This window comes from Actinomadura sp. NPDC000600 (assembly GCF_040492135.1).
GTDB lineage: Bacteria > Actinomycetota > Actinomycetes > Streptosporangiales > Streptosporangiaceae > Spirillospora.
Genome location: NZ_JBEUPD010000012.1, coordinates 63031 through 89147, shown reverse-complemented (window position 1 = coordinate 89147; position 26117 = coordinate 63031). Strand labels below are relative to the sequence as shown.

The window sequence follows — 26117 nt, the reverse complement described above, 5'->3', positions numbered from 1 at the left end:
TATGCGGAGTTTCGAGCGGGTCTTCTCGGGCGGCCGGCGGCCGAGGCGTCGGCCGGCGGGTGACGCCCCGGCGGCTCGGGTGGTGTCGTGTCAGCGGCGGCCGTAGGCGGAGGGCTCGGGCATGGTCCAGCCGTCCAGCAGGGACGGGTCCAGGTCGAAGATCTCGATGTGCAGCGGGCGGCAGTGCTCGGCGGTGTCCTTCGCGGCCGGTCCCCACCGCGGTTGGGAGAGGTCGCCGCCGCGGCAGTTCGACAGCGCGCACAGCAGGGGGATCTCGGCCAGGAACTCGATGTGGTCGCCGGCCTTCGCGGGGGACGCCGCGGTGTAGTACTTGCCGTCGACGAGTCCCGTGAGCTGGAAGACGTTCAGAACGTCGTGCACGTCCATCTCGTCCAGCCCGAACGGCGCGACGGCGGAGACGAGGTTCGTGTGGCAGTGGTCGTCCACGTCCTCGCCGGTCAGCAGCTTCTTCATGTGCGGATCGCAGCGCGAGCCGAGCAGGTCGTGGCAGCCGCCGCCGTACTCGTCGACGCCGTAGGCGACGCTGTCGCCGGTGATCGTCAGCATCGGCCGCAGGTAGGGCAGGCAGGACCAGAGGCGGTCGCCGGTCGTGACGTGGGTCCCCTGGATCTGGCGGGTGCGGGCGGCCCAGAACCGCTCGCGCGGGTTCTCGGCGTTCCAGAAGTTGAAGTCGCCGACCTGCGGACCTTCCGGCGTCGACACCCGGCAGACCTGGCCCGCCTCGACGCGCCACGCCTTCCCCGTGCGGATGGGGAGGGTGAACTCCTCGACGAGGGTGCGGCCGCCGGTCGCCTCCCCGATCGCCTCGTACATCCCGGTGTCGGTGTACTTCTTCGGCAGGATGCCGGCCGGGTAGATCGGCTCGGGCCGCTGGGAGGCGGTCATCGGCTCTCTCCGTGTCCGCTGGTGATGGTCATGACGAGATTGCCCATGTCGTCGACCCGGACGGATCCGGCGGGGCCGACGACGACCGTCGACTCGGTCTCCTCGATGAGCGCGGGCCCGCTGATGGCCGTGCCCGGGGCGAGACCGGCGCGGCGGTACACCGGTGTGTCCGTGTAGCCGCCGACTTCCGTGAAGTACGCGGGGCGGGCGCCGGCGGGGGCCGCGGAGTGCGCGGCGTCGCCGGCGGCGAGTTCCACGGTCTTCACGACGGGGGACGAGAGCGCGCGCAGCCGCCAGGAGATGACCTGCGCGGGCATGCCGTGCAGGACCCGGTCGAACCGTGTGCGGTACTCGGTCTCGAAGGCTTCGACGAGGCCCGCCGTGTCGTGGTCGCGGAGGACGTCGAGCGGCAGCGGCACCGTCAGCTCGTATCCCTGGCCCACGTACCGCATGTCGGCCGCGGCCTCGAGCCGAACGTCCCCGGGCTTGACGTCCGCCTCTTCGAGCTGTGCGCGTGCCTGGCCCTCCAGGTCCTTCAGGACGGCGTCCACGGCGTCCCAGTCCGGCTCGTCGAGGGGGACGACCAGCGACGTCGTGCATTCGACGGCACGGGGCGCCACCAGCATGCCGATCGCGGACGCGACGCCGGCCCCGCGCGGGAAGACGACCTCGCCGATGTGGAGGAGGCGGGCGACGTCGTAGGCGTGGACCGGTCCGGCGCCGCCGAAGGCGACCATCCGGTAGCGGCGCGGGTCGCGGCCCTGCTCGGAGATGTAGAGGCGGGCCGCGGTCGCCATGGCGTTGTTGACGACGTCGGCGATGCCGGCGGCCGCGGTGCGCCTGTCGGTGTGCAGGCGGGTGGCCAGGGCGTCGAGGGCCTGGCCCGCGGCGGCGGTGTCCAGGGTCATGGCGCCGCCGAGGAAACTGTCGGGTGCCAGGTAGCCCAGCTCCAGGTCCGCGTCGGTGACGGTGGGATCGGTGCCGCCCTTTCCGTAGCAGGCGGGGCCGGGCACGGCGCCGGAGCTGCGGGGGCCGACCTTGAGCAGGCCGAGGTCGTCGACCCAGGCGATGCTGCCGCCGCCCGCGCCGATCTCGATGAGGTCGACGGTCGGCACCCGGACGGGGAACCCGCTGCCCCGCTTGAAGCGGTGGGCGCGGGCCACCTCCATCAGGTGGGTGCGCGCCGGGACGCCGTCGTGGACCAGGGAGACCTTCGCGGTCGTGCCGCCCATGTCGAACGCCACGACGTCCTTGAATCCGCAGGTCGTCGCCATGTGGGCCGCGGCCATGGCGCCTGCGGCCGGGCCGGACTCGACCAGGGCGATCGGACGCTCGGAGGCGGCGCGGGCCGTGGTGATGCCGCCGTCGGACAGCATGATCATCGGCGGGGTGCCGAGCCGGTCGGCGAGCCGCCGCAGGTAGCCGGTGGCCAGGGGCTGCACGAAGGCGTTGGCGGCCGCGGTCGAGAACCGCTCGTACTCCCGGATCTCGGGCGCGACCTCGGAGGAGGCGCAGACCGTGAGGCCGGGGAACGCCTCGCGCAGGATCTCGACCGCGCGCCGCTCGTGCACGCCGTTGCGGTAGGAGTTGATGAACCCGACGGCGACCGCCCGCACGCCCTGGCCGACGAGCCGGCGGCCGGCTTCGCGCACCGCGTCCTCGTCGAGCGGTTCGACCTCGGAGCCGTCGGCCCCGATCCGCTCGGCCACCGTCAGCCTCAGGTGCCGGGGCACCAGGGCCTCGGCGCGGCGGAGGAAGAGGTCGAAGGTGTCGTAGCGCAGTTCGTTGGCGATCTCGAGGACGTCGCGCCACCCGGCGGTGGTGATCAGCCCGGTCGGTGCGCCGCGGCGCTCGATCAGCGCGTTGGTGACGAGGGTGGTGCCGTGGACGACGAGCGGGGACCCTCCGAGGGCGTCCAGGCCGTCGATGATGGCCTGGGTGGGGTCGTCCGGCGTCGTGGGGAGCTTGTGCACCTCCACCACGCCGCGGACGGGGTCGTGGACGGCGACGTCGGTGAAGGTCCCGCCGACGTCGACACCGGCGATCCTGGGCGCCTGGCTGTCGTTCATAGTCCGTACACCTCTCGGGCCGCGGCCTCCGAGACGAGCCCGGCGTGGACGTCGGCCCGGACCGCGTCGCGGTCGCGCTCGGCCGGGTCGCCGTAGCCGCCGCCGCCCGGATAGTTGATATTGATGCGGTCTCCGGGGCGGATGCGGCTCCGTCCCTTGAGGGGGAAGCCGTCGGCGCGGCCGTTGACCGTCACCCGGGAGGCCGCGCCCGCGTGGCCGCCGAGGATGCCTTCGGGGCGGTTGCGGACGTGTTCCACGAAGAGGGACAGCGTGCACTCGCCGGGGGCGAGCAGCTCGATCTCGACGTTCTGCCCGAGCCCGCCGCGGTACTTCCCCGCTCCGCCCGAGTCGGGGAGGAGCTCCTTGCGCCGGATCCGCAGCGGGGCGGTGGCTTCGAGGGCCTCCATGGAGCCGGCCTCGATGTTCGAGGGGAAGCACGTCGTCGACAGGCCGTCGGCGACCGGGCGGGCCCCCATGCCGCCGTTGATGAACGGGATGGCGGTGAACTGCCGGCCGTGCTCGTCGCGGGGGCCTGAGATCACGGCGCGCAGCGACGGCGCGCTGCCCGATTCGGCGATGACCCGGTCGGGGATGACGGGTGCCAGGGCCTTGTAGAGGGTGATGGCCAGGCAGTGGCCGACGAGTTGGCGGGCGTTGACCGGTGCGGGGTAGCGCGGGTTGAGGATCGAGCCCTCGGGGGCCGAGACGGTGATGCAGCGGTAGGAGCCTTCGGCGCGCGGGGTGTGCGGGTCCAGCACGCATTTGAGGGGATAGCAGGTGTACGCGTCGGTGTAGGGCTTGACCACGTTGAGCGCTCGCGTCACCTCGGGCGAGGTGCCGGTGTAGTCGACCGTCATGCCGTCGCCTTGGACGGTGACGGTGACCTCCAGATGGACGGGCTCCCCGTCCATCGTCCCGTCGAGGTCGTGGCCGGCGCGGTAGGTCCCGTCGGGGATCGCGGAGACGGCCCGGCGCATCGACCGCTCGGAGAGCCGGCAGATCTCGCCGGAGATCTCGTCGAGGGAGTCGATGCCGGTCTCGTCGGCGAACTCGACCAGGCGCTGGGCGGCGGTGCGGCCGGCCGTGACCTGGGCCATGAGGTCCCCCACGACCTCGACGGGCATGCGCAGGTTCGCCCGCAGGATCCTCAGCAGGGTCTCGTTGAGTTCGCCCTGCTCGATGAGCAGCATCGGCGGGATGAACATGCCCTCCTCGTAGACCGAGCGGGTGTCGGCGGACCAGAGGGCGCCGCTGATGTCGGCCATGTGGGCGATGCTGCCGGTCCAGCCGAGGAGGCGGCCCTCCCGGAAGACCGGGGCGATGACCGTCACGTCGGGGAGGTGGCCGGAGGTGATCCAGGGGTTGTTCGTGCAGGCGACGTCGCCGGGCCGCCACTGGTCGGCGGGACGCCAGGCGAGCATCTCCGCGAGGGTGACGCCCATCGTCATGTTGAAGCTGGGGATGCCGATGGTGTTCTCGGCGATCGCGTTGCCGCGTGCGTCGAAGACGACGCAGGCGAAGTCGTTGGATTCGGTGACGATGGGTGAGAAGGCCGTCCGCTTCAGGGTGGTCGCCGCCTCGTCGGCGATGGCGATCAACCGGCTCCAGAGGATCTCAAGGGTGATCGGGTCGATACGCGCAGAGGGCGTCAGATCCTCATCGGCGGTGCCGATGTCGACTGCGGTCATGGCCCACTCCCTCCGTTGACCTGGGTAAAGGTGGGTGCCCTATGGTTGGCGCGCCCGCATCGCGCTGTCAACTATTCTCACGAACAATTTTGTGAACTCAGATTGTTGACAATCTGGTGGGCACCTCACATGCTGAGGGCGGCCCGCCTTCCCGAGGCGCCTCCGCCGCACCCTCCGTAGCGTCCTGCCGGATCGGCGAGGGGGAGCGGCCACTCAGAGATGAGGTAGAGCATGTCCACACGTCCACCGGAGAGTTCGGCATCGCTCCTGGTCGTCAGCGCCCACGCCGGCGACTTCGTCTGGCGCGCGGGCGGCGCGATCGCGCTGGCCGCCGAGCGGGGCGAGAGGGCCACCGTGGTCTGCCTGAGCTACGGCGAGCGCGGTGAGTCCGCCCGCGCCTGGCGCGAGGGCAAGGGACTGGCGGAGATCAAGGAGATCCGCCGGGCCGAGGCCGAGAACGCGGCACGGGCCCTCGGGGCGGAGGTCGTCTTCCTCGACGCCGGCGACTACCCCTTGCGGGAGACCCCCGAACTCGTCGACCGCCTCGTCCGCGTCTACCGCGACGTTGCCCCGAGCGTCGTCCTGACCCACACGCTCGCCGACCCCTACAACGGCGACCACCCGGCCGCCGCGCGCATGGCCCTGCAGGCGCGCGTGCTGGCTCAGGCGATCGGTTACGACGCACCAGGGGAGCCGCTCGGTGCGCCGCCGGTGTTCTGCTTCGAACCGCACCAGCCGGAGATGTGCGATTTCCATCCCGACGTCCTGCTCGACATCACGTCCACGTTCGAGCGCAAGCGCACCGCGATGGAGTGCCTGCCCGCCCAGCAGCACATGTGGGACTACTACACCGATCTGGCCCGGCGGCGCGGCGTGCAGCTGAAGCGGAACGCGGGGCCGAACCTCGGCCTGCCGCACGCCACGATGGGCGAGGCCTACACGCGGCTCTACCCGCAGGTCACGGGAGCGCTTGCATGAGCGGCGGCCGGATCCGGGAGGGGTCCTGATGGACAAGGTGATCGTCACCGACCCGCCGCGCGCCCCGCTGGACCGGGTCGACGCGCTCGCCGCGTACGGCGTGGCCACCGTCCACGAGGCGCTGGGCCGCCGCGGCTACGCCGGGCCGGGCATCCGGCCGGTGCACCTCGGCTCGCGCATCGGCGGGACGGCCGTGACCGCGCTGTGCTGGCCCGGCGACAACCTCATGATCCACGCGGCGGTCGAGCAGTGCCGCCCCGGCGACGTCCTGGTCGTCGCGACGACCTCGCCTTGCACGGACGGTCTGTTCGGCGAGCTGTTCGCCACCGCGCTGATGGAGCGGGGGGTGCGCGGGCTGGTCACCACGACCGGTGTCCGCGACGTCGACGACCTGCACCGTCTCGGCTTCCCCGTGTGGTCCGCCGCGGTCAGCGCCCAGGGGACCGTCAAGGCCACCGCCGGATCCGTCAACACACCCGTCGTCGTCGGCGGGCAGCGGATCTGCGCGGGCGACGCCGTCCTGGCGGACGACGACGGAGTGGTGTGCGTCCCCCGGGCGTTGGTCGACCAGGCCCTGACGAGGTCCCGGGCCCGCGCGGAGAAGGAGGAGGCCACACGCGCCGCCTTCCGGAAGGGCGAGCTCGGCCTGGACCGGTACGGGTTGCGGGCCACGCTCGACCGGCTCGGCGTGCGCTACCTCACCGCTCAGGAGTACGAGGCTGAGCGCGCGGCCGAGGAAGGCGGGACGGGGGCGACCCCGTGACGGCGGGAACGGCGGACGGCGGTGTGCGCTGCATGCTCCTGCGCGGGGGCACGTCCAAGGGCGCGTACTTCCTCGCCGGCGACCTTCCCGGCGACCCCGCGGAACGGGACGACCTGCTGCTGCGCGTCATGGGGACGCCCGATGCCCGGCAGATCGACGGGCTGGGCGGGGCGACCTCCCTGACCAGCAAGGTCGCGGTCGTCTCGCGCTCCGCCCGCCCCGGCGTCGACGTCGACTACCTCTTCCTCCAGGTCGGCGTGGACGAGGCCGTGGTCAGCGACCGCCAGAACTGCGGCAACCTCCTGGCGGGGGTGGGCCAGTTCGCGGTGGAGCGGGGGCTCGTCCCCGCCGGCGACCCGGAGACCGTGGTGCGCGTCCGCATGGTCAACTCCGGCAGCGTGGCCCGCACGCGGTTCCCCACTCCCGGGGGCGCCGTGCAGTACGCCGGAGGCACCGCGATCGCCGGCGTCCCGGGGACGGCGGCGCCGGTGGTGCTGGAGTTCGCCGACACCGTCGGGTCGGCGACCGGGCGGCTGCTCCCCACCGGCAACGTGCGGGACGTGGTCGACGGCATTCCCGTCACCTGCGTCGACAACGGCATGCCGGTGGTCGTCGCCGCGGCCGCGTCGTTCGGCCTGAGCGGCCACGAGACCCACGGCGAACTGGCCGCCGACCAGCGGCTGCTGGAACGCGTCGACCGGCTGCGGATCCGGGCCGGTGCGCTGATGGGGCTCGGAGACGTCACCGCGTCGTCCATACCGAAGACCACGCTCGTGGCCGAGCCGAGGGACGGCGGCATGATCGCCACCCGGACCTTCATCCCCGTCAGTCCGCACACCGCGATCGGGGTGCTGGGCGCCATCTCCGCCGTGACCGCGGTGCGCCTCCCCGGCGCCGTCGGCCACGACCTCACCGCGTCCTGGCCGGCCGGCGGCACCCGGGTGGACGTCGAACACCCCACGGGGCACCTGGTCATCGAGGTGGACGTCGACCCGAGCGCCGATCCGCCTGCGGTGCGGCGCAGCGGCGTCGTACGGACAGCGCGCAAGCTGTTCGACGGGACGACGTTCCCCCGCGGCTGAGGATCCAGGCCGTCTCCCGTATGCGGAGGTCCGCCCGCGGAGGGGCTTGGTCGGGATCGTGCGCGCACAGTCAGCTGCCGACGAGCGCCTTTCTGCTCAAGCCCTTCCGCGGCCTCGCTCAGCCGCCGAACTGCCCCAGCGCCGGCTCGTCGCTCTCGCCGAGGGCCCTGATCACGTCGAGGACGTGGTCGCGCATGGCCGTCTCGGCGGCGTCGGCGTCCCCGGCGGCGACCGCCGCGATGATCTCCAGGTGCTGGGGCAGGGACTGCCCGGACCGCCCGGGCCGCAGGGCCAGCCGGAAACGGTGCCGGACCAGTTGCGCGTGCATCCCTTCGAGCATCTCCTTCGCGACCGGCTGGGCCGCGATCTCCCGGATCTGGGTGTGCAGCCGCTCGTTCAGCTGCGAGTACTGGAGCGGATCGCCGTTCCGGACGGCCGCCTCCATGCTCGCGCCGATCGCACGCAACCGCTCGGCACCGTCCTCGGTGATGTTCTCCGCGGCCTTGCGCGCGCACAGGCCCTCCAGCACCATGCGGCACTCGTACATCGCGATCGCCTCGGCGACGGTGACCACGCGGACCCGGGCGCCGCGGTTCCTGATCCGCTCGACGAGCCTCTCCGCGGTGAGCTCCACCAGCGCCGCGCGCACGGCCGAACGCTTCACCTGGAGCAGTTCGGCGAGGTCGCCCTCCACGAGCCGCTGCCCGGGGGCCATCTCGCCGGCGAGGATCAGCGCGCGCAGACGGTCCGCCGGACTCTGGTCGTCACCGGCCGGACCGCTGCCTTGGGACACCAAGGGGACTCTCCCTCCGGATGCCCGCCGGATCTCGACGGGCGACTATATGGGCAACAATATTAGCGCCATTCCATCGGGAGCGGGGCGGTCGCGAACTCCGCACCGCGCCCCGGAAGCCACCGGGGCGCGCGACGACGGCTCCCGGCAGCGCGATGTCGACGGTCGATCGGGGCGAGTCGGCCGCTTCGGGCCAGAAGGTGAGAACCGGGCCCTTTTTCAGGCTCCGCGCGGTGAGCGTGGTCCTTCTTGCAGCGGAGCCTCCCAGGTGGCCGTGATGTCACGGGCGACATCACGGAGGAGGTCGATGAGCATGTCTGCAAGTGGTGTGAGGCTGGCGTCGGTTCTGGTCACTGCGTAGAGCTGGCGGTAGGGCCTGGGGCGGACCAGTTCACGATGGGTGGTGCCAGGCGCATGCGTCAGGGCCAGCCGCGAGACCAGGGCCACCGCGATGCCTGTGCCGACGAGCGCTTGGGCGACGTCGTAGGACTCGGTCTCGAACCGCACGGTGGGAGTGAAGCCGGCCTCGCGGGCGGCGTCGTGGAACTGTTCGCGGGCGGCATGGCCCGCCAGGATGGACACCCACGATTCGCCGCGCAGTTGCTCTAGGTGGAGCTCGGTGTCCGCGGGCTGCCCGGTGGCCAGTGGATGGTCGTCGGGGAGGACCACGACCATCGGGTCCGACAGGAGCGGGTGGGCCCGCAGGTGCGGGGGCGGCGCGAGCGGCGTGCCCCAGGACGCGACGATGGCGACGTCCAGGCGCCCCGCGCTGATCTCGTCCGCTCCTCGTCCGGACACCACGTCGATGACGGAGACGTCGGCGTCCGGATGGCGGTGCCGCAGAGCCGTCAGGGCCGGCGGCAGCAGGTGCAGGGCGGCCGCCTGGAACGTCCCGATCCGCAGGCGGAGCGAGAGGTGGCCGAGCAGTGCGGCCAGTTCCGCCTCGGCCCGGTCCGATGCCTCCTCCACGGTTCGGCCGTGGGAGGCGAGCAGCGTGCCGGCCGCGGTGAGCGTCGCTCCCCGAGGACCGCGGATGACCAGGGGCACCTGCCAGTCGCGCTCGGCCTTGGCCACCTGCTGGGTGACCGCCGCGGGCGTGAGGTGGAGTGCGTGAGCCGCCGCCGCCAGGGAGCCGTGCCGCTCGATCAGCGCGAGAAGCCGCAGCTGCCCCGGATCCACAAGCATTCACTAATACTAACGCTGTGCCATCACTTTTAACTTCTCTTAGGGCTGCGAGGCGTGAAGCCTGGTGGTGCACCCATTGGCCGCAATCCCCGGAAGGGGTTCATTCCCATGCCCACGCATGTGCCCGTCTTCGTCGTCACCACCTTGCTGCTGGCGATGCTGCCAGGCGCGAGTCAGGCCCTGATGATCCGGCAGGTCCTCGAAGGCGGCCGGCGTACGCTCCGAGGCACGCTCGCGGGCAATGCCAGCGGCTTCCTGCTGTGGTCCACGGCCGCCGCGGCCGGGTTGTCCGCCGTCCTGCTGGCCAGCCCCACCGCGTATGCGGCGCTCCGGATCGCGGGCGGCGTCGTACTGATGATCCTCGGGGTGAAGACGCTGCGAACGGCGCTCACCACCGACTCCACCCGTCCGCCCGACGAGGACGGGCGCAGGACCGGCTTCGCGGGCGGATATGTCACCGGTCTGGCCACCAACCTCGGCAACCCCAAGGCGGGGGTGTTCGCCATCTCGGTGCTGCCCCAGTTCGTGACCGCGGAAGGCCCGGTGTTCCTGTCAACGGTCGCCCTGGGCGCCCTGTGGGCGCTCGTCAGCGCCTCCTGGTACATGCTGCTCACCTGGGCCGTCGGCCGAGGGCGCGCCCTGGTGTCGCAGCCGACCGTCCTGCGGGGCCTCAGTGTGACCACCGGCGTCGTCCTGCTGGGGCTGGGCACCGCGGTGGCGGCAGGACTCTGAGGGCCGACGGCACGGGAGGGAGGAAGCCGAAGACGTACGCCGTGGCACCGGACGGAACCCGCATCGCCTACCAGCTCCAGGCCCAGGGGGCGCCACTGGTCCTGTTGGCGGGCCAGGCCAACGACCACCACTGGTGGGATGCGGTTCGCGACGACTTCCATTCCGTCCGCAGCACCCTCACGCTCGACTACCGCGGTACCGGCGACAGCGACAAGCCCGACATCCCCTACAGCACCGAGCTGCTCGCCCAGGACGTCATCGCCGTCCTCGACGAACTCGGCATCGACCGGGCCGACGTCTACGGCACGTCCATGGGCGGACGGGTGGCCCAGCAGCTCGCGGCCCGCCACCCCCATCGGGTAGCCGCCCTGGTGCTCGGCTGCACCTCACCCGGCGGCCCGCACAGCGTCGAACGCGGCAACGACGTCCGCCGAGCCCTGGCGCAACCTCGGCCCGAAGCCGCGCGAAAGGCCCTGCTGGAGCTGATGTACACCCCGCGATGGCTCGCCTCCCACCCCGGCCCGCACCACACCCTCGGCGACCCCCGCATGCCTGCCCACGCCCGGCGCCGCCACCTCGTGGCCGGCAACCAGCACAACGCCTGGGAGCTCCTGCCGGACATCAGCGCCCCCACCCTGGTCGTCCACGGCAGCGACGACCTGCTCAACCCCGCCGCCAACGCACCCCTGCTCGCCGCCCGCATCCCCGGCGCCCGACTGCACCTGATCCCCAACGCCCGCCACGCCTACTTCGAAGAGTTCCGCACCCATGCGAGCCCTCTCGTCCTGGACTTCCTCACCACCACCCACAAGCCCTAACCGCCCGCGGGGCCGTGCATCCGCGGGCCGGCCGATCGGGCGATCGCGGACGGCCGATGGGGTCGGCTAGTTCGTCGTGCGTCACTCCGGTGGCCGGCCATCGCGCGTTGACCAGGGCCGGCGCAACGGCTCACCGGCCGGAGGTCTGGGCCTCACGGTCGCCTCTAACCCTCTATCTCTGTTTGACAAGTTAGATACCGGATGGCACCTTTCTTCCTAACCAGTAAGCGACATTTAGACGGTTAGGGAGAAGTTCGGATGCAGCGAGATCGTGTGGCGCTGGCGGCGCTGGCGGTGTCGTTCGGCTTGAACTTTTCGGCGGGTGTCTTCTTCGCACCGGCCTCCGCCTCCTACGGGCTGTCCGCCGCGACACCGGCGATCGCAGCCTCGTCCAGCCTGGCCGTCACCACGCTGATCGGCCGCCGGTACGGCGATCAGGCCGGTCCGCCCTGGCCCGAGCATCGGTGGGCGTCAACCTCGGCCAGTTGCTCGCCCCGTGGGCGGCGACGGTGCTCCTGGAGCCGGTCGGCGTACGAGGGACATACCTGGCGCTCGGCCTCACCGGCCTGACGGTCACCGCCGCGCCGGCGACGATCCTGCCCCGGGACGGCCGCGGGCGGAACGGCCCCGCACCGGCCGCCGCCAACGCCCTGCGCGGCAGAGGCCGCGTGCTGACGTCCTTCGCCCTGCACTCGGCGTCGCTTTACATGCTGGTCCTGCTGCTGCCCAAGTACGCCACCGAACTGGGCTGGTCGGCCACGCACGCCGGACGGCTGATCACCCTCAGCGCTCTCGCCGCCGGACTCACCGCGCTGGCCCCGGCATGGCTGATCCACCAGCTCTCGGCCGGCACCGCACTGGCCGTGGCCGCCGCCGTCCACGCCCTGTCCGGCAGCTACCGGGGCGCCTTCGCCCTCGGCGTCCTGCTCAGCCTCACCGCCGCCGCGCTGATCGCGCCCGCGGCCCCCAGACCCGTGGCGACCGCCACGCAATCCCGCTGAACACCGCGAAAGGAAACAGCACCATGACCACCAGGCACCACACCATCACGATCCAGGGCCTCGACGTCTTCTACCGGGAGGCGGGCGACCCGGCCAACCCCACGCTGGTGCTGCTGCACGGCTTTCCCACCAGTTCGGCGATGTTCCGCAACCTCCTGCGCGACCTCGCCGACGACTACCACCTGATCGCCCCCGACCACATCGGCTTCGGCCAGTCGGCGATGCCCGCGGTCGACGAGTTCGACTACGGCTTCGAAAAGCTCACCGAGATCACCCTGGAACTGCTGGACAAGCTCGGCCTGGACCGCTTCGCCCTCTACGTCCAGGACTACGGCGCCCCCATCGGACTGCGCATCGCCAGCCGCCACCCCGAACGCGTCACCGCCATCGTCACCCAGAGCGGCAACGCCTACATGGAGGGCTTCACCCCGTTCTGGGACATCCTGTTCGCGCACGCCAAGGACCGCCTCCCCAACGAACCTGCCGTCCGCGAACTGCTGGAGCCGGCCGCCACCAAGTGGCAGTACACGCACGGGGTCCCCGCCGACCGGATGGACCGGCTGTCCCCCGACACCTGGACCCTCGACCAGGCCTACCTCGACCGTCCCGGCAACAAGGAGATCCAGCTCCAGCTGTTCTGGGACTACCAGTTCAACCTCGACGGCTATCCGGCCTTCCAGGAGTACTTCCGCACCCACCGCCCGCCGGTCCTGGTCACCTGGGGCGGCAACGACGAGATCTTCGGCCCCGACGGCGCCCGCGCCTACGCCAGGGACCTGCCGGACGCCGAGATCCACATCCTTGACGCCGGTCATTTCGCGCTCGAGACCCACGGCCCCGAGATCGCCGCCCACATCCGCGACTTCCTAAGCCGCACCCTGCGCTGACGCGGGCACCGACGACCCGGGCGAACTGATCCCCCGCACCCGGTGGGGCCGCTCCAGGCAGGGGCGGCCCCACGTGCGTGCCCTCGCCGTGGCCACAGCGCGTCAGGTCGCGTTCCCGCCCGCCGATGCAGTCGCGCCCCTTCGTCGAGGGCACCCGCGAGCAGTCCTGCTCACCGGCCGATGGAGCGTAGGTAGCGTTCGCCCAGGACCGCGAGATGGTCGATGAGCTCGGGTGGCCCGGTGACCTCGAAGTCGAGTCCGAGCATGCCGATGTACACCGCGATGGTCTCGAGGCTGTCGGCTCCCGTCACGAGCACGCACTGCTCGTCGCCGACCGACTCGACCACGCCGACGGCGGCGTTGATGCGCGACAGCACCTCCTGCGCGGAGGCGAACACGGTGATCCGGGCGTGCACCTTCCAGCCCGTCGAGGCGACGTCACGCAGGACGAAGCTCGTGTAGTCGAGCCCGGGCAGCGGAGTCGGGGTGAACCGGCGGCGGGTGGGCGCGCGCGGGGTGATCCAGTCGATCCGGAACGTCGCCCAGGTGCCGGACTGCGGGTCCCGGCCGACCAGGTACCAGCGGCGTGCCCAGCTGACGAGCCGGTAGGGCTCCACGAGCTTGGGCCCCGACGTCGCCGCCGTGCCCGAAGGCAGCTCGCCCGCCTGGGCGTCGGACCCGGTGGTGTAGTCGAAGCGGAACCATTCGCAGTCGCGGACCGCCGTGGCGATCTGGGAAAGGAGCGCGGGGTCGATCTCGGGGTCCTCGACGTTGGAACCGGTGTTCTGCGGTCCCTGCGAGGTGGACTGGTGGATCGCCGCCACCTGGCGGCGCAGCCGGTGCGGCAGCACCTGCTCCAGTTTGGCCAGGGCACGCGCACTGCTCTCCTGGATGCCGCTGATGCCCGTTCCGGCGCGCAGCCCGATCGCGATGGCGACGGCCTCCTCGTCGTCCAGCAGCAGCGGCGGCAGCTTCGTGCCGACGCCGAGCGTGTAGGAACCGGTGGTGCCGCGCGTGGCGTCCACGGGATAGCCGAGCTCGCGCAGCCGCGCGACGTCGTTGCGGATCGTGCGACCGCTCACACCGAGGCGTTCGGCCAGTTCAGAGCCGGGCCAGGACGGTCGCGACTGCAGTAGCGAGAGCAGGGCGAGCAGCCTCGCCGAAGTTTCCAGCATGATCTGCATGATGCCGCATCATTAGGAATCAAGTCTTCCTATATGGCTTCTACTGTGAAGACATGACGACGACGAAGTCCGCTTCTCCCGAGATCCGCCCCTTCCGCGTAGAGATCGCCCAGGCCGAGCTCGACGACCTCGCCCTGCGCCTGGCCAACACCCGGCTGCCCCGTCCCGCCGCGGTCGACAACTGGGACCTCGGCACGCCGAACGGCTACCTGCGCGAGACCGTCGACTACTGGCGCGACGGCTTCGACTGGCGGCGGCAGGAGGCGCGGATGAACGAGTTCCCGCACTACCTCACGGACATCGACGGCCAGGACGTCCACTTCATCCACGTGCCCTCCGCCGAGCCGGACGCCACCCCCCTGCTGCTGATCCACACCTACCCCGGCTCGTTCGTGGACTTCCTCGACATGATCGGCCCGCTCACCGACCCTGTCGCGCACGGCGGACGGGCCGAGGACGCGTTCTCCGTCGTCGTCCCCTCGATCCCCGGCTTCGGCTTCAGCACCCCGCTGTCCGACGGGGATTGGACGATGGCGAGGGTCGCCCGCACCTTCGACGCCCTCATGCGCCGGCTCGGCTACGAGACCTACGGCTCGCACGGCAGCGACGCCGGCACCATGGTCTCCCGGGAGCTCGGACTGCTCAAGCCGCCCGGATACCTCGGCATGCACGTGCTGCAGCTGTTCTCCTTCCCCTCGGGCGACCCGGCCGAGTTCGCCGGCTTCGGGCCCAAGGAGTACGCGGCGCTGGAGCACATGCAGTGGTTCCAGTCGGTCGGCGGCTACAACGCGATCAACGCCTCCCGGCCGCAGACCGTCGCGGTCGGCATCGCGGACTCGCCGGTCGGCCAGCTGGCGTGGAGCGAGCTGTTCAACTCCTTCGGCAACGGCACGAGCCTGGTGACCCGCGACCAGATCCTCACCCAGGTCACGCTGTACTGGCTCACCAACACCCAGGCCACGGCGGGGCGCTATCACTACGCCGAGGCGCACTCTGGCGCCGAACCGGCCATCAACACCGCGCCGACCGGCGTCGCGGTCTTCGCCGACGACTTCCAGACGATCCGCTCCCTCGCCGAACGCGACAACACCAACATCGTGCACTGGAGCGAGTTCCCCACCGGCGGCCACTTCGCCTCCCTGGAGGTCCCCGACGCGGTGACCGCGGACCTGCGCACCTTCTTCGCGACGCTGCGAAAGGGCTGAACCTCCCGCCGCAGCGGACCGCCGTGGGCCGGCGCGCCCGGCCCCGGGAGCCGGCCGGTCGGTCAACGGTTTCGGGTGGGGACGGCTACCGGCGCCGTCTCCGCCCCACCGCGCATTACCCGCCCGCACCTTCCGCCGGTGGTCCGCCGGCCACCGGCCGCGCCTAGCGGCTCGCGAAGTAGACGATCAGAATGGCAGCCGTCCCACACGAGTGAGGCGTCGCCCTCTCGCGCAGGGGCTCAGTCCCGTTGCTGCTGAAGGTTGCCGCCCAGGACGGGCATGTTAGGACTGGGATAGGGGCACCGACCGGGCGATCCGGGGCGAGGGAGGCACAGTGGGATTCGACGTAGGAGCGATCCGAGTGGTGGCCTGCGACATCTTCGGGACGACCGTCGACTGGCGGACGGGGGTCGCCGAGCAGGTGGCAGCGATCGCCGCGGAGTACGGTGTCGCGTTGGACGGCGGGGCCTTCGCCGACGATTGGCGCGAGCGGTACCTGCCGTCGATGCAGCGGGTCAGCGGCGGGGAGCGGGAGTGGGTGTACCTGGACACGCTGCACCGCGAGTCACTGGACGAGCTGCTGGAGCTGCACGGCGTCGCGGACGCCTTCGACGAGGACGCGCGGCGGCGGCTCGTCCGAGCCTGGCACCGCCTGCCCGCGTGGGACGACTCGGTGGAAGGCCTGGCCCGGCTGCGGGAGAGGTACGTGGTGGCGGCGCTGTCCAACGGCGGGTTCGCCCTGCTGACGAACCTGGTCAAGGGGGCGGGGCTGCCGTTCGACTGCATCCTGTCGGCCGAGCTCGCCCGCACGTACAAGCCCGAGCCGGAGGCGTACCTGACAGCCGTGCGGCTGCTGGACGTGGAACCGGCGGAGGTGCTGATGGTCGCCGCGCACAAGTGGGACATCGACGGCGCCAGGGGAGCCGGACTCGCCACCGCGTTCCTGGAGCGTCCGCTGGAGAAGGGCCCCTCTCTCACCGCCGACCGTGCCGACGGCGTGGAAAGCGACCTGGTCGTATGCGGATTTGACGAGCTCGCCGCTCTCCTGAAGGCCGGCGGCGAGCCCGGTAGTGCGCCGTGAGTGCACCTCTTTGATCGCCTCGCGGGCGGGCTCTTCGGTCAGAAGCGGTAGCGGAGTAGGCGGCCCATGTTGCGGAGGGTCGGGACGCGGTCCATCAGCTTGAACACCGTCCGGCTGGCCTTGGAGAACGTCGCCATCTCGGGGATGTCCAGGAAGGTCTGCTCGGCGTCGAACCGCAGGCCGGGCGCCAGGGTCTCGATGACGCGCGGGTCGTTGATGCCGAAGCCGCCGAGTTTGGCGCCGGACGCCTTGATGGCCTTCTGGTGGGACCCGCTGCGCATGGCGAGGGAGTTCCACGCGTCGAACATCAGCACGCCCGCCGGGAAGTGCGCCACCAGGCGGGTGAAGAGTTCGGCGATCTCGTCCTTGGTCAGATACTGGACGAGTCCTTCGGCGACGATCACCGCGGGGCGGTCGGCGGGGACGTCGGCGAGCCATGCGGGGTCGGTGACCGAAGCGGCGACCTGGTGATGGCCGGGGCGTTCGGGGAACAGGCGCCGGCGGATCTCGATGACCTCGGGGTAGTCCACGTCGTACCAGGTGACGCCGGGCCCGGGGGCGAGCCGGTCGAAGCGGGTGTCCAGACCGCAGCCCAGGTGCAGGACGACGGCGTTCGGATACTCGGCCAGCGCTTCCTTGGCCCAGCGGTCTAGATACAGGGCGCGGATCGCGGTGGACATCGCCGTGGACTTGTCGATCTTCAGCTTGCTGAAGTCGTAGTCGATCCGCTCGACCGCCCGCTCGGCCTGGTCGTCGACCAGGATCGGGGAGGGTTCCCGGCTCTGGAGCGCCTTGCAGTACAGGGTGGCCAGCATCGTCTCGGGGACTCCGGTGAGGGCGACCCGCTCGGTCATCACTGTGCTCCGTCCGGTCGAGACCGTCCGATCGAGGCCGGCTCATGGCGTCGCGTCCGCCTTCGCCGCCCGCGGTCGGAGTTCCAGGGGCGCGCCTCCATCGCACGAGTATGCGAATGTTTCGAAGAATGGAAACGTACGAGGCCTTGCGTATGCTGTCAAGGTCAACTCCGGCCGACCGGCCCCTCGGGGAGGAGAAGAGATGTCCTCGGAGTCCGCCGGGCCGCCCGCGTCCGGGATCGACCGCGCCGCCGAGCGCCTCGCCGCGCAGTTCGCCGCGATCGGCATGCCGCGCATGTCGGCCAGGGTTTACGCGGCCCTGCTGACCTCGCCGCACGGCGCGCTCACGGCGGCGGAGATCGGGGAGCGTCTGCTGGTCAGCCCCGCCACGGTTTCCAAGGCGGTGCAGTACCTCGTTCAGGTGGAGCTCGTCCACCGCGGCTCTGTGCCGGGCACCCGCCGCGACCGCTACGAGCTGGGGAAGGACCTGTGGGCGGAGATGTTCGGGTTCCGCAACCGATGGCTGCTCTCACTCGCCGACACGACCGCCGAGTGCGTGGAGGCGGTCGGCGGCGAGGAGGGCGAGGCCGGGGCGCGTCTGGCCAAGCTGCGCGACTTCTCCGAGTTCGCCGCGGCGGAGATGGCGAGCATGCACGAACGGTGGAAGCGGACACAGAGCCAATGAGCGGTACGCCAGGCGAACACAGCCAGGTTGCCGCCCCTCTTGCTGAGGCCGTTTAGGTCGTTAGCCGGCGCGTCCGGACCAGGGGCTAGGTGTGGACGGTGTGGGGGACGTCCACGAGGCCCAGGCGGAACAGGCTCTCGGCGGTGTCGACGAGGGTGGTGGCCGTGTCGCGCGGTTCCCAGCCGAGGACGGTCCGCGCTTTCCTGGTGTTCACGACGGGGATCTCGCCCAGCCGACCGGCGGCCTCGCGCATCGCGGGGTCAGTGCGGGCCGCCTCGCGCACCTCGTCGGCGGTCAGTTCGCGGGACGGCACCCGGGCGGCGCGCCCGCCGAGGCGCTCGGCCAGGATGCGCGCCATCCCCAGGAAGCTGATCGCCTCGCCGGCGGAAGCGAGGAAGCGCTCGCCGGCGGCGGCGGGGGAGGTCATCGCCCGCACGTGGAGGTCCGCGACGTCCCGCACGTCGACCACGCCGAAGTACAGCGGAGGGACGGACGCCATGGTCCCCGCCAGCATCGCCTTCACCATTCCGGCGGAGGCGGACAGGCGCGGCCCGAGCACCGGGCCGAAGATTCCGGTCGGGTTGACGACCGCCAGTTCCAGGCCGTCGCCTTCCGCGGCCACGAAGTCCCACGCGGCCCGCTCCGCGATGGCCTTCGACCTGACATATGCGGAGTTGTCGTCGGCGGGGTCGGTCCAGTCGGTCTCGTCGTACGCGCGGCCGACCGCCTTGCGGCTGTAGCCGACCGCGGCGAACGACGAGGTCAGCACCACCCGCCGCACGCCGCCGTCCCGCGCGGCCCGCAGGACCCGGAGCGCGCCGTCCCGGGCGGGGACGATCACGTCGTCGTCGTGGGCGGGCCGCGCGGCGGGGAACGGGGAGGCGACGTGCAGGACGTGCGCGCACCCCGCCACCGCGGCGTCCCAGCCGCCGTCCGCCGCGAGGTCGGCCGCGACGATCTCCAGCCGTCCGTCCGGGGCGGCGCCGAACACCTCCAGCGCCGCCCGCACCTCCGCCGCGCGGTCCAGGGACCGCACCGTGGTGCGCACGCGGTAGCCGTCCCGCAGCAGGCGCCCGACGACGTGCGCTCCGACGTAGCCGGTTCCGCCGGTCACCAGGACTCGGTCTTGTGAAGTTTCGCCTGTCATTTCTTTCCCCTGTTGACGTGCTGTTTCCGGAGCGGCGCCGGGCAGGCCGCATCGCCGCGGCGCGGTGGTGCCGCGGTGCCGCGGTGGTGCCGCGGTGCCGTGGTGCCGCCGCGTCAGCGCAGTTCGCGCATGACCGGCAGGATCGCGTCGACGGCGCGGTGCTCGGCCTCGAGGTCGCCGCGCTCCCTCGCGTCCCACAGATCGGCCTTCAGCCGCAGGTACCGCAGCCGGATCCGCATGCGCTCCAGCTCCTCGGCGACCCGGTCGGCATTGCGCTGGAACAAGTCCCGCAGCTGCGCGGCCTCCCCCTCGCCCTCGGCGAGATGCCGGAGATAGGACCGCATGTCCTGGACGCTCATGCCGGTCGCCCGCAGGCAGCCCAGCGCCTCGATCGTCCGGACGGCCGCCGGGTCGTAGCGCCGGTGGCCGCTGCTCTCGTCGCGGTCCACCGGGTCGATGAGGCCGATCTTCTCGTAGTACCGCAGCGTCGGTTCCGAGAGGCCGCTGAGCCTGGAGACCTCCTGGATCGTCAGCGGAGCGGCGTCCTCGACGTTCTGTGTCGCTGCCATGCGTCCACTCTCGGATACTTCAAGCGCTTGAAGTCAAGCCGGAACCCGCTCCCGGACGATCCGGCAAGGCCGCAGCCTGCCCTAGCAAGGGGAAGCCGCGCGGCCGGGATGTGCGGGGAAGAATCCCGGCCGCGCGGCGGCTTGGGTTACCGGCGCTTCCAGGCCTTGAGGATCTCATGGAGCAGGGAGTCCGGTTCTTCGGCGTTGACGATCGTCCACCGGGTTCCGCCGGGGACGATCGCCCACCACTCGTAGGTGTAGCGGCCCCACCAGCAGACGACACCGGCGAACCGGTTCTCCAGTTCGGCGATCGTGGTCACGTGGGCAGGGTCTGGCACGGCCGGGGGAGTGGGGTACGAAGCCCCGGTTCTCCGTGTCCGGTGCGACCGCGCGGCGCGTATGGCGGTCACGTACGGGATGAGGATGCGGGTTATCTGCCTGGCCGCATGGGTCGGGTCGGTGTGCGGGGCGAGATCCTCGCCGGTGCTGGACCTGAACCACCAGACTCCCGCCGCCGATCCTGGGACAAGTGTGATGCTCTCACCGAACTGCGGGACTTCCCGATCGAAGACGTGGACGAGCGGGTGCGGTCCGTCATAGCGCGGGACCGCCTGCCAGCCCTGCCGGGCGACTTCTTCGGCAAGTCGGTCAAGATGGCACGTTATAGATGAAGCTGGGGGGCCGACGTTCCGTTGCTTCGGTTCAACCCATTTCATTTACCAGCTCACCCACTTAGTGGGTTGGCTGCCAGGTCGAGTGGACGCGCGACTGCGTTCGTGTACTAGAGCCTCACGTAGCTCCTCTGCGCTTCCACATACAACAGTCGCGTCTACACCTTCCTTGGGGTCGTGCAGAGTGGCAACCCAGTCGCCGGCCTTTCCGTCCTGGCGTCTTGCACGCCAGATACGATGCCCTTGGAAGTCTTCGCAGAGTTGCGCTAACGCCTGGTCGGCGGGGTTGACGGGCGTCTCCATGATCGTTGGACTTTCGTGTGTGATTTCTCTCCGTTATGGCTCTGCATCTTGCTGTGATCGGACTATCTTTGGGAAGAGCAAGAAGTCCAACGAGAGAAACCCCTCGGTGGGGCGTAAGAAAATCGCCCTGCTTTCGAATCTTGGAGATCGTCATGCCGCGCCGCCCCCGCGATCCCGGTGTTCCGTCCTCCCCGGTCGAGTACTTCGGTACGGAGCTGCGAGCCTTCAGGGAGGCTGCCAGCCTGTCTCGACCGCAACTCGCCGAAAAGCTCGGATACACCCCGCAATGGATCGGTCAGGTCGAGTCAGGTAAAAACGGACCTTCGGAGGAGTTCGCCAAGGACTGCGACACATACTTCAAGACCAACGGGACCTTCTCCCGCATCTGGGAGTGGACCCGAGACTTCGGGCGCCTCGTTGTCCTGCCACCAGGCTTCCCGGACTTCATCGTCCGCGAGCGCGAGGCCGAGGTGATCCACATCTTTGAGACCATGGTCATCACTGGACTGTTCCAGACGCCCGAGTACGCGCACGAGGTCCTCAAGCTGGGCAAGACCTCCGAGGCGGCGGAGCAGCTTGTATCAGCGAGGATGGAGCGACAGGAGATCCTCGACCGGGAGGACGCGCCCCACGTCTTTGCAATCTTTGACGAAGGTGCCATCCGTCGCCCAATCGGAAACTCAGAGGTGATGAAGAGGCAACTGCAACACCTCATCGACCTGGCGGAGTTGCCCAACGTCACGATCCAGATCGTCCCAACGGCTAAGGGGGCCTACCCGGGGTTGCCGGGTGCGTTCACGATCCTGGCTTTTCAAGATGCACCAGACGCTGTGCGCGTCGAGGGGCATGTAGGCAGTCAGCTCGTCGATCACCCTGTGGTTGTCCGGAAGTATGGGGTACGTTTCGATTTGATCAGGGCCTCGGCGATGAGCGCTGAGGATTCCCTAGGCCTCCTCCAGACGATCTTGGAGAGTCTATGAGCGCACAGGACTCGCAGGCCATGCAAAGGTTGGCCTGTCGCCACGGCGGTGAAGCTCGAGGGCAGCGTGTTGAGGTTGAGTTGGTTCCGCCAAAGTGGCGGAAGAGCAGCTACAGCACCGATACCGGAGACCAGTGCGTCGAGCTAGCGCCTCTAAAGGCGATCTCGACTGAATGGCGTAAGAGCACATGGAGCGCCGATACCGGAGGCCAATGCATCGAGGTGGCGGATCTGGCGTCCGGGGTGGCGGTGCGGGACTCCAAAGACCCGGACGGGCCGAAGCTGGTCTTCGGTGCCGCCGCGTGGGAGGTGTTCGCGGGCAAGGTCAAGGGCGGGCACCTCGACCTGACCTGAGACCGGCCAGATGAGAGACCCGATCGTCGCGCGACGGCCGGGCCCTTACGGGTATGCCACGCCGCAACCCAAGGGCGCGTTCGCGGGACGCGAGTGGCACAGCAAACCCGATGGGGTGGCGATGGTCCTGGAGGTGACGTCCGGGAGTCGGCGGGAGCGCAAGGGCGCCGAACAGGACCGCGGGCCCGAGCGGCGCGGCTACGCCGCCGCCGACATCCCGCTTTACCTGCTGATCGACCGCCTGGACGGCAAGGCCGTGATCTTCACCGAGCCGCGCGGCGACGACTACGCCCACATCCTCTCGGTCGCTCTCGGGGAGGACCTCCCCATCCCCGCCCCGCTCGAAGGCGTGCTGCGCACCCGCGATTTCTGACCCCATCGCCCCACCGGCCTGCCGCTTCATCGGCCTGCCGCCCCGCCGCACGGGCGCCCGTGGACCTGGCCGCAGCGGGAGGGACCTGCACGGAACTGGTCCCCGCCGTGATCGAGGGGGGCGGGGCCGCTCACCGGCGGGGAGTCGCCTACTCCCTCGTCCCGGGCGATGGCATGGGTCCATTGCAGGCTTCGGTGCGGGTTCCGAGCATTGGAGTGAGTACCCGCTCGCGGTGCGTCCGGTTCAGGGGCGGGGGGTGCGGAGGCCGTCTACGAGGATCGACAGCAGCCGTGGTGCTCGCGCGTCGAGTTCGGTGTCGTCCAGTCGGGACAGCCAGCTGATGAGCACGATGACGTCGCGTGCTTCGGCGTCGGCGCGGACGCTGCCGGCCGAGCGGCCCGCGGCCAGCAGTAGTTCCACCGCCTCACCGATCGGGCCGAGGCTGTGGGCGGTGAGGTCCTGCCACGTCGCCGCCTCGACGGCGGCGAATATGTCGCGCTTGACCCGGGCGTAGGCGGCCACCCGGTCGAACCATGCCGCCAGCGCGTCGAGCGGCTGGTGGGCCGCCAGCAGCCGCGGAGCCTCCGCGACCAGTTCTTCCACCTCCCGGCGGTAGACCTCGGCGAGGAGGTCCTCGCGTGTCGGGAAATGCCGGTACAGCGTGCCCTGCCCGATGCCGCATGCCTTGGCGACCGCGTTGAGCTTCAACTCTCCCGGCTCGTGGACGAGATCGCGGGCCGCCTGGAGGATCCGCTCCCGGTTCCGCTGCGCGTCAGCACGTCGCGATCCGCGGCTCTCGGCAGAAACGGACACGTGTCCGCTATGGTGGTCGTCGTAACCGGACATGTGTCCCATTCTAGGTGGAGGTTCTTCATGACCGTTCAAGGCAAGGTCATCGCCATCACGGGCGCCAGCAGCGGAATCGGCGAGGCGACGGCTCGCCACCTCGCCTCGCTCGGCGCGGCCGTCGTCCTCGGCGCCCGCCGCACCGAGCGGCTGGACCGGCTGGCCGCCGAGATCAAGGCCGCCGGCGGTGAGGCCGCCGCCACGCGCGTGGACGTCACCGACCCCGAGGACCTCCGGTCGCTCGTCTCCCTCGCGGTCGAGCGCTTCGGTCGGCTTGACGTCCTGGTCGGCAACGCCGGGGTCAGCAAGATCAGCCCGGTCGCAGACCTGGACGTCGAGGGCTGGTCGGCGATGGTGGACGTGAACGTCAAGGGCGTCCTGCACGGGATCGCCGCGGCCCTGCCGGTGTTCCGCCGCCAGGGGAGCGGCCATCTTGTCACCGTCGTCTCGACCTCAGGCCTGAAGATCGTTCCCACTCAGGCGGTGTACGCCGGGACGAAGAACGCGGTGCGCACCCTCATGGAGGGCCTGCGGCAGGAGAGCACCGACGGGGTCCTGCGGACGACGTCGATCTCCCCGGGCTACGTTCGCACCGAGTTGATAGACAACGCCGTCGACGACCCGGCTCTGCGCGAGCAGGCCAGGCAGAACATGGCTGATCTCGGCATCGACCCCGTGGCGGTGGCCCGGGCCATCGCCTTCGTGATCGACCAGCCCGAAGACGTCGAGATCGGGGATCTGACCATCCGACCCGCTCGGCAGGGTTGAGCGAGGGCATCCCCCATCTGGACAGGCTTTCGGACAGGTGTCCAATTCGGGTACGGTCAAGCCCGGTGCGGGCGGAGGAGGCCTCGTGGACGATCTGCCAGAGCTCGGGTTCTATGGACTGGCCGGGCATTCGGGAGCCCCGCGTGACCTGCTCGGTGAGGTCGCGGAGGCCGAGGCGTTGGGGCTCGGCTCGGTGTTCCTGTCGGAGCGCTTCAACACCAAGGACGCGGCGGTGCTGGCGGGAGCCGCGGCGGCGGCCGGCACCCGGATCGGCATCGCCACCGCGGCGACCAACCACAACACCCGCCACCCCCTGGTCACCGCGACGTTCGCCACGACGATGCACCGGATGACCGGCGGGCGGTTCGCGCTCGGCCTGGGCCGGGGCTTCGACATGCTCTTCGACGTGATGGGCCTGCCCCGCGTCACCCAGGCCCAGCTGGACGACTTCATCGGCATCATGCGCCGGCTGTGGCGGGGAGAGGCGGTCGTCGGGCACGACGGTCCCGCCGGGAACTACCCGTACCTCAACCAGGACCCGGCGTTCCGCGAAGACATCCCGGTCATGCTCATGGCGATGGGCGAGCGCACGCTGGAGTTCGCGGGCCGGGTCGCCGACGGGGTCGTCCTGCACACCTTCTTCACCGACGAGACCCTGGCCTGTGCGGTCTCCGCGATCCGCCGGGGCGCCGCCGAGGCGGGCCGCGACCCCGCCTCCGTGCGGGTGTGGTCGGTCCTGGCCACGGTCGGCGACCATCTGGACGAGGAGGCCCGCCTGCGCAAGCTCGCCGGCCGCCTGGCCACCTACCTGCAGGGTTACGGGGACCTGCTGGTCCGGGTCAACGGCTGGGATCCGGCCGACCTGGCCCGTTTCCGCGCTGATGACCTGGTCGACGGCTACCCTGGCGCCTTCGACGCGCTCGCCACGCCGGACGAACTCCGCCGCCTGGCCGAACTGCTTCCCCAGGAGTGGCTGGACGCGGCGGCGACCGGCTCTCCCGAACGGTGCGCGCGACGCGTCCTCGACCAGTTCGACGCCGGTGCCGACAGCGTCGTCCTGCACGGAGCGACCCCCGCCGAACTGGCCCCGGTCATCGACGCCTACCGGGCGGTGCGACCCGCTGACCGGTTCGACGGACTGCCTCGCAACCCCGGCCGCACCCGTGCGGGCGACTCGTGAGTGACGCCGAACCGGCTCGGCTGAACGCCGCCTGGCTGAGCGAAGTGCTCGGTGCGACGGTGACCGGCGTCCGGTGGCGGCCGGTCGGGACGGGGCAGATGAGCGGCTGCTTCCGGGGCGAACTGACCGGGGACGGAGTGCCGGCGCGGCTGGTGGCCAAACTCCCGGCGGCCGACCAGGCCACACGGGAGATGCTCAAGGGCATCTACCGGACGGAGACGCGGTTCTACCTCGACCTGGCCTCCACGGTGGCCGTGCGCACCCCGGCCTGCCGGTACGGGACGCTCACCGAGGACGCCACCGATTTCGTCCTGCTCCTGGAGGACCTGCACCCCGGCACGCAGGGCGACCAGCTCGCCGGTTGCACCGCCGCAGAGGCGCTGGACTGCGTGGTCAACCTGGCCGGGCTCCACGGCCCGCGCTGGTGCGACCCGGCCCTGCTGGAGCTGGACTGGCTGCACCGCACCGGCCCGGAGGACGGCGAAGGGGTGACCGGCGCGCTGGCCCCGGCCACTGAGATCTTCATCGACCGCTTCGCGGACCGGCTGGCCGCCGAGGACAGGGCGACCCTGCGGGCCGTCGCCGTCCGCGCCGGACGGTGGATCACGGCGCGGCCGGAGCGCTTCGCCCTCGTCCACGGCGACTACGCGGCCGGCGGCGGAACCGGGGTCGCCGCGGTCGACTGGCAGACCCTCACCGTCGGCCTGCCCGCCCGCGATCTCGCCTACTTCCTGGGAACCGGCCTCACCGTCGCCGACCGCCGGACCCACGAGCGCGATCTGGTCGCCGCCTACCATCGCGCTCTGGTCGGCCACGGCGTCACCGGCTACTCCCTGGAGCAGTGCTGGGACGACTACGCCTTCGCCTTCCTTCAAGGCCCACTGATCACCGTGCTCGGCTGCGCCTACGGAACTCCCACCGAACGCGGCGACGAGATGTTCCTCGCCATGGCCGCCCGCTCCTGCGCCGCGATCCGCGATCACGGCTCCCTCGGCAAGGTTCCCTGACCCGTCCGC

27 protein-coding genes are annotated in these 26117 nt (G+C 70.8%); 16 read left to right on the top strand and 11 right to left on the bottom strand.

From position 1 onward, the window contains the following. Positions 1 to 90: 90 nt before the first annotated feature. Genes ABWI07_RS19295 through ABWI07_RS19285 form a run of 3 tightly spaced genes read right to left on the bottom strand, consistent with a single transcriptional unit; the run spans position 91 to position 4663 of the window. On the bottom strand, positions 91 to 906 hold the full coding sequence (locus ABWI07_RS19295) for an urea carboxylase-associated family protein (RefSeq protein WP_375708364.1): 816 nt from the start codon (positions 904 to 906) through the stop codon (positions 91 to 93). Beyond that, complete coding sequence (locus ABWI07_RS19290; protein ID WP_149263974.1) at positions 903 to 2975, bottom strand: hydantoinase/oxoprolinase family protein; 2073 nt, start codon at positions 2973 to 2975, stop codon at positions 903 to 905. The genes ABWI07_RS19295 and ABWI07_RS19290 overlap by 4 nt, the downstream gene beginning before the upstream one ends. Next, the gene (locus ABWI07_RS19285; RefSeq protein WP_353819347.1) at positions 2972 to 4663 is read right to left on the bottom strand and encodes a hydantoinase B/oxoprolinase family protein; all 1692 of its coding nucleotides are present in this window, start codon (positions 4661 to 4663) and stop codon (positions 2972 to 2974) included. The genes ABWI07_RS19290 and ABWI07_RS19285 overlap by 4 nt, the downstream gene beginning before the upstream one ends. A gap of 231 nt (positions 4664 to 4894) precedes the next feature. On the opposite strand from ABWI07_RS19285, the gene ABWI07_RS19280 reads away from it, so the two are divergent. Genes ABWI07_RS19280 through ABWI07_RS19270 form a run of 3 tightly spaced genes read left to right on the top strand, consistent with a single transcriptional unit; the run spans position 4895 to position 7486 of the window. Further along, positions 4895 to 5641, top strand: a complete 747-nt coding sequence (locus tag ABWI07_RS19280; protein WP_353819346.1) for a PIG-L deacetylase family protein — start codon at positions 4895 to 4897, stop codon at positions 5639 to 5641. Between the two features lie 28 nt (positions 5642 to 5669). Further along, on the top strand, positions 5670 to 6404 hold the full coding sequence (locus ABWI07_RS19275; RefSeq protein WP_353819345.1) for a 4-carboxy-4-hydroxy-2-oxoadipate aldolase/oxaloacetate decarboxylase: 735 nt from the start codon (positions 5670 to 5672) through the stop codon (positions 6402 to 6404). Then, complete coding sequence (locus tag ABWI07_RS19270; RefSeq protein WP_353819344.1) at positions 6401 to 7486, top strand: 4-oxalomesaconate tautomerase; 1086 nt, start codon at positions 6401 to 6403, stop codon at positions 7484 to 7486. Before ABWI07_RS19275 ends, ABWI07_RS19270 begins: the two co-directional genes overlap by 4 nt. 118 nt (positions 7487 to 7604) lie before the next feature. Here the strand turns inward: ABWI07_RS19270 and ABWI07_RS19265 are convergent, their stop codons facing one another. Next, entirely contained in the window at positions 7605 to 8279 is a 675-nt protein-coding gene (locus ABWI07_RS19265; protein ID WP_353819343.1) for a GntR family transcriptional regulator, read from the bottom strand. Between the two features lie 219 nt (positions 8280 to 8498). Beyond that, positions 8499 to 9464 carry a LysR family transcriptional regulator gene (locus ABWI07_RS19260; RefSeq protein ID WP_353819342.1) on the bottom strand — a complete coding sequence of 322 codons (966 nt, stop codon included), beginning with the start codon at positions 9462 to 9464 and terminating at the stop codon, positions 8499 to 8501. 108 nt (positions 9465 to 9572) lie between these two features. Here ABWI07_RS19260 and ABWI07_RS19255 point away from each other — a divergent pair, with 108 nt between their 5' ends. The 4 genes from ABWI07_RS19255 (at position 9573) to ABWI07_RS19240 (ending at position 12902) form a co-directional block, all read left to right on the top strand. Continuing rightward, entirely contained in the window at positions 9573 to 10196 is a 624-nt protein-coding gene (locus ABWI07_RS19255; protein WP_353819341.1) for a LysE family translocator, read from the top strand. Between the two features lie 41 nt (positions 10197 to 10237). After that, on the top strand, positions 10238 to 11014 hold the full coding sequence (locus ABWI07_RS19250) for an alpha/beta fold hydrolase (RefSeq protein WP_353819340.1): 777 nt from the start codon (positions 10238 to 10240) through the stop codon (positions 11012 to 11014). Positions 11015 to 11463: 449 nt separating this feature from the next. Then, positions 11464 to 12015, top strand: a complete 552-nt coding sequence (locus ABWI07_RS19245; RefSeq protein ID WP_353819445.1) for an MFS transporter — start codon at positions 11464 to 11466, stop codon at positions 12013 to 12015. A gap of 23 nt (positions 12016 to 12038) precedes the next feature. Beyond that, positions 12039 to 12902, top strand: coding sequence for an alpha/beta fold hydrolase (locus ABWI07_RS19240; protein ID WP_353819339.1), 864 nt, complete (start codon positions 12039 to 12041; stop codon positions 12900 to 12902). A gap of 170 nt (positions 12903 to 13072) precedes the next feature. On the opposite strand, the gene ABWI07_RS19235 is transcribed toward ABWI07_RS19240, so the two are convergent. Next, the gene (locus ABWI07_RS19235; RefSeq protein WP_353819338.1) at positions 13073 to 14077 is read right to left on the bottom strand and encodes a helix-turn-helix transcriptional regulator; all 1005 of its coding nucleotides are present in this window, start codon (positions 14075 to 14077) and stop codon (positions 13073 to 13075) included. A 62-nt stretch (positions 14078 to 14139) separates the two neighbouring features. Between ABWI07_RS19235 and ABWI07_RS19230 the strand changes: the two genes are divergently transcribed. Then, positions 14140 to 15291, top strand: coding sequence for an epoxide hydrolase family protein (locus tag ABWI07_RS19230; protein ID WP_353819337.1), 1152 nt, complete (start codon positions 14140 to 14142; stop codon positions 15289 to 15291). Positions 15292 to 15625: 334 nt separating this feature from the next. Further along, the gene (locus ABWI07_RS19225) at positions 15626 to 16372 is read left to right on the top strand and encodes a haloacid dehalogenase type II (protein ID WP_353819336.1); all 747 of its coding nucleotides are present in this window, start codon (positions 15626 to 15628) and stop codon (positions 16370 to 16372) included. A gap of 38 nt (positions 16373 to 16410) precedes the next feature. Here ABWI07_RS19225 and ABWI07_RS19220 read toward each other — a convergent pair whose 3' ends face one another. After that, positions 16411 to 17226, bottom strand: coding sequence for a class I SAM-dependent methyltransferase (locus ABWI07_RS19220; RefSeq protein WP_353819335.1), 816 nt, complete (start codon positions 17224 to 17226; stop codon positions 16411 to 16413). 202 nt (positions 17227 to 17428) lie between these two features. Between ABWI07_RS19220 and ABWI07_RS19215 the strand changes: the two genes are divergently transcribed. Beyond that, on the top strand, positions 17429 to 17911 hold the full coding sequence (locus tag ABWI07_RS19215; protein ID WP_353819334.1) for a GbsR/MarR family transcriptional regulator: 483 nt from the start codon (positions 17429 to 17431) through the stop codon (positions 17909 to 17911). A gap of 85 nt (positions 17912 to 17996) precedes the next feature. Here the strand turns inward: ABWI07_RS19215 and ABWI07_RS19210 are convergent, their stop codons facing one another. The 3 genes from ABWI07_RS19210 to ABWI07_RS19200 all read right to left on the bottom strand — a co-directional run bounded on the left by ABWI07_RS19210 (position 17997) and on the right by ABWI07_RS19200 (position 19947). Further along, positions 17997 to 19058, bottom strand: a complete 1062-nt coding sequence (locus ABWI07_RS19210; protein ID WP_502912837.1) for an SDR family oxidoreductase — start codon at positions 19056 to 19058, stop codon at positions 17997 to 17999. 113 nt (positions 19059 to 19171) lie between these two features. Then, positions 19172 to 19627: a MerR family transcriptional regulator gene (locus tag ABWI07_RS19205; protein ID WP_353819332.1), complete on the bottom strand. Its 456-nt coding sequence runs from the start codon at positions 19625 to 19627 to the stop codon at positions 19172 to 19174. Positions 19628 to 19773: 146 nt separating this feature from the next. Beyond that, positions 19774 to 19947, bottom strand: coding sequence for a hypothetical protein (locus ABWI07_RS19200; protein WP_353819330.1), 174 nt, complete (start codon positions 19945 to 19947; stop codon positions 19774 to 19776). Positions 19948 to 20741: 794 nt separating this feature from the next. Here ABWI07_RS19200 and ABWI07_RS19195 point away from each other — a divergent pair. The 3 genes from ABWI07_RS19195 to ABWI07_RS19185 are packed head-to-tail and all read left to right on the top strand — an operon-like array spanning position 20742 to position 22307. Continuing rightward, positions 20742 to 21581 carry a helix-turn-helix domain-containing protein gene (locus ABWI07_RS19195; RefSeq protein ID WP_353819329.1) on the top strand — a complete coding sequence of 280 codons (840 nt, stop codon included), beginning with the start codon at positions 20742 to 20744 and terminating at the stop codon, positions 21579 to 21581. Further along, a complete protein-coding gene (locus ABWI07_RS19190; protein WP_353819328.1) occupies positions 21578 to 21934 on the top strand; it encodes a DUF397 domain-containing protein in 357 nt (118 codons plus the stop codon). The genes ABWI07_RS19195 and ABWI07_RS19190 overlap by 4 nt, the downstream gene beginning before the upstream one ends. Positions 21935 to 21944: 10 nt before the next feature. Continuing rightward, positions 21945 to 22307 (top strand): Uma2 family endonuclease, encoded by a 363-nt coding sequence (locus tag ABWI07_RS19185; protein WP_149263960.1) that lies wholly within the window; start codon positions 21945 to 21947, stop codon positions 22305 to 22307. A 243-nt stretch (positions 22308 to 22550) separates the two neighbouring features. Here ABWI07_RS19185 and ABWI07_RS19180 read toward each other — a convergent pair whose 3' ends face one another. Next, entirely contained in the window at positions 22551 to 23120 is a 570-nt protein-coding gene (locus ABWI07_RS19180; RefSeq protein ID WP_353819327.1) for a TetR/AcrR family transcriptional regulator, read from the bottom strand. A 60-nt stretch (positions 23121 to 23180) separates the two neighbouring features. On the opposite strand from ABWI07_RS19180, the gene ABWI07_RS19175 reads away from it, so the two are divergent. The 3 genes from ABWI07_RS19175 (at position 23181) to ABWI07_RS19165 (ending at position 26108) form a co-directional block, all read left to right on the top strand. Beyond that, the gene (locus ABWI07_RS19175) at positions 23181 to 23921 is read left to right on the top strand and encodes an SDR family oxidoreductase (protein WP_353819326.1); all 741 of its coding nucleotides are present in this window, start codon (positions 23181 to 23183) and stop codon (positions 23919 to 23921) included. Between the two features lie 85 nt (positions 23922 to 24006). Continuing rightward, a complete protein-coding gene (locus tag ABWI07_RS19170) occupies positions 24007 to 25101 on the top strand; it encodes a TIGR03857 family LLM class F420-dependent oxidoreductase (protein WP_353819325.1) in 1095 nt (364 codons plus the stop codon). Then, positions 25098 to 26108, top strand: a complete 1011-nt coding sequence (locus ABWI07_RS19165; RefSeq protein WP_353819324.1) for an oxidoreductase family protein — start codon at positions 25098 to 25100, stop codon at positions 26106 to 26108. The genes ABWI07_RS19170 and ABWI07_RS19165 overlap by 4 nt, the downstream gene beginning before the upstream one ends. Positions 26109 to 26117: the final 9 nt, after the last annotated feature.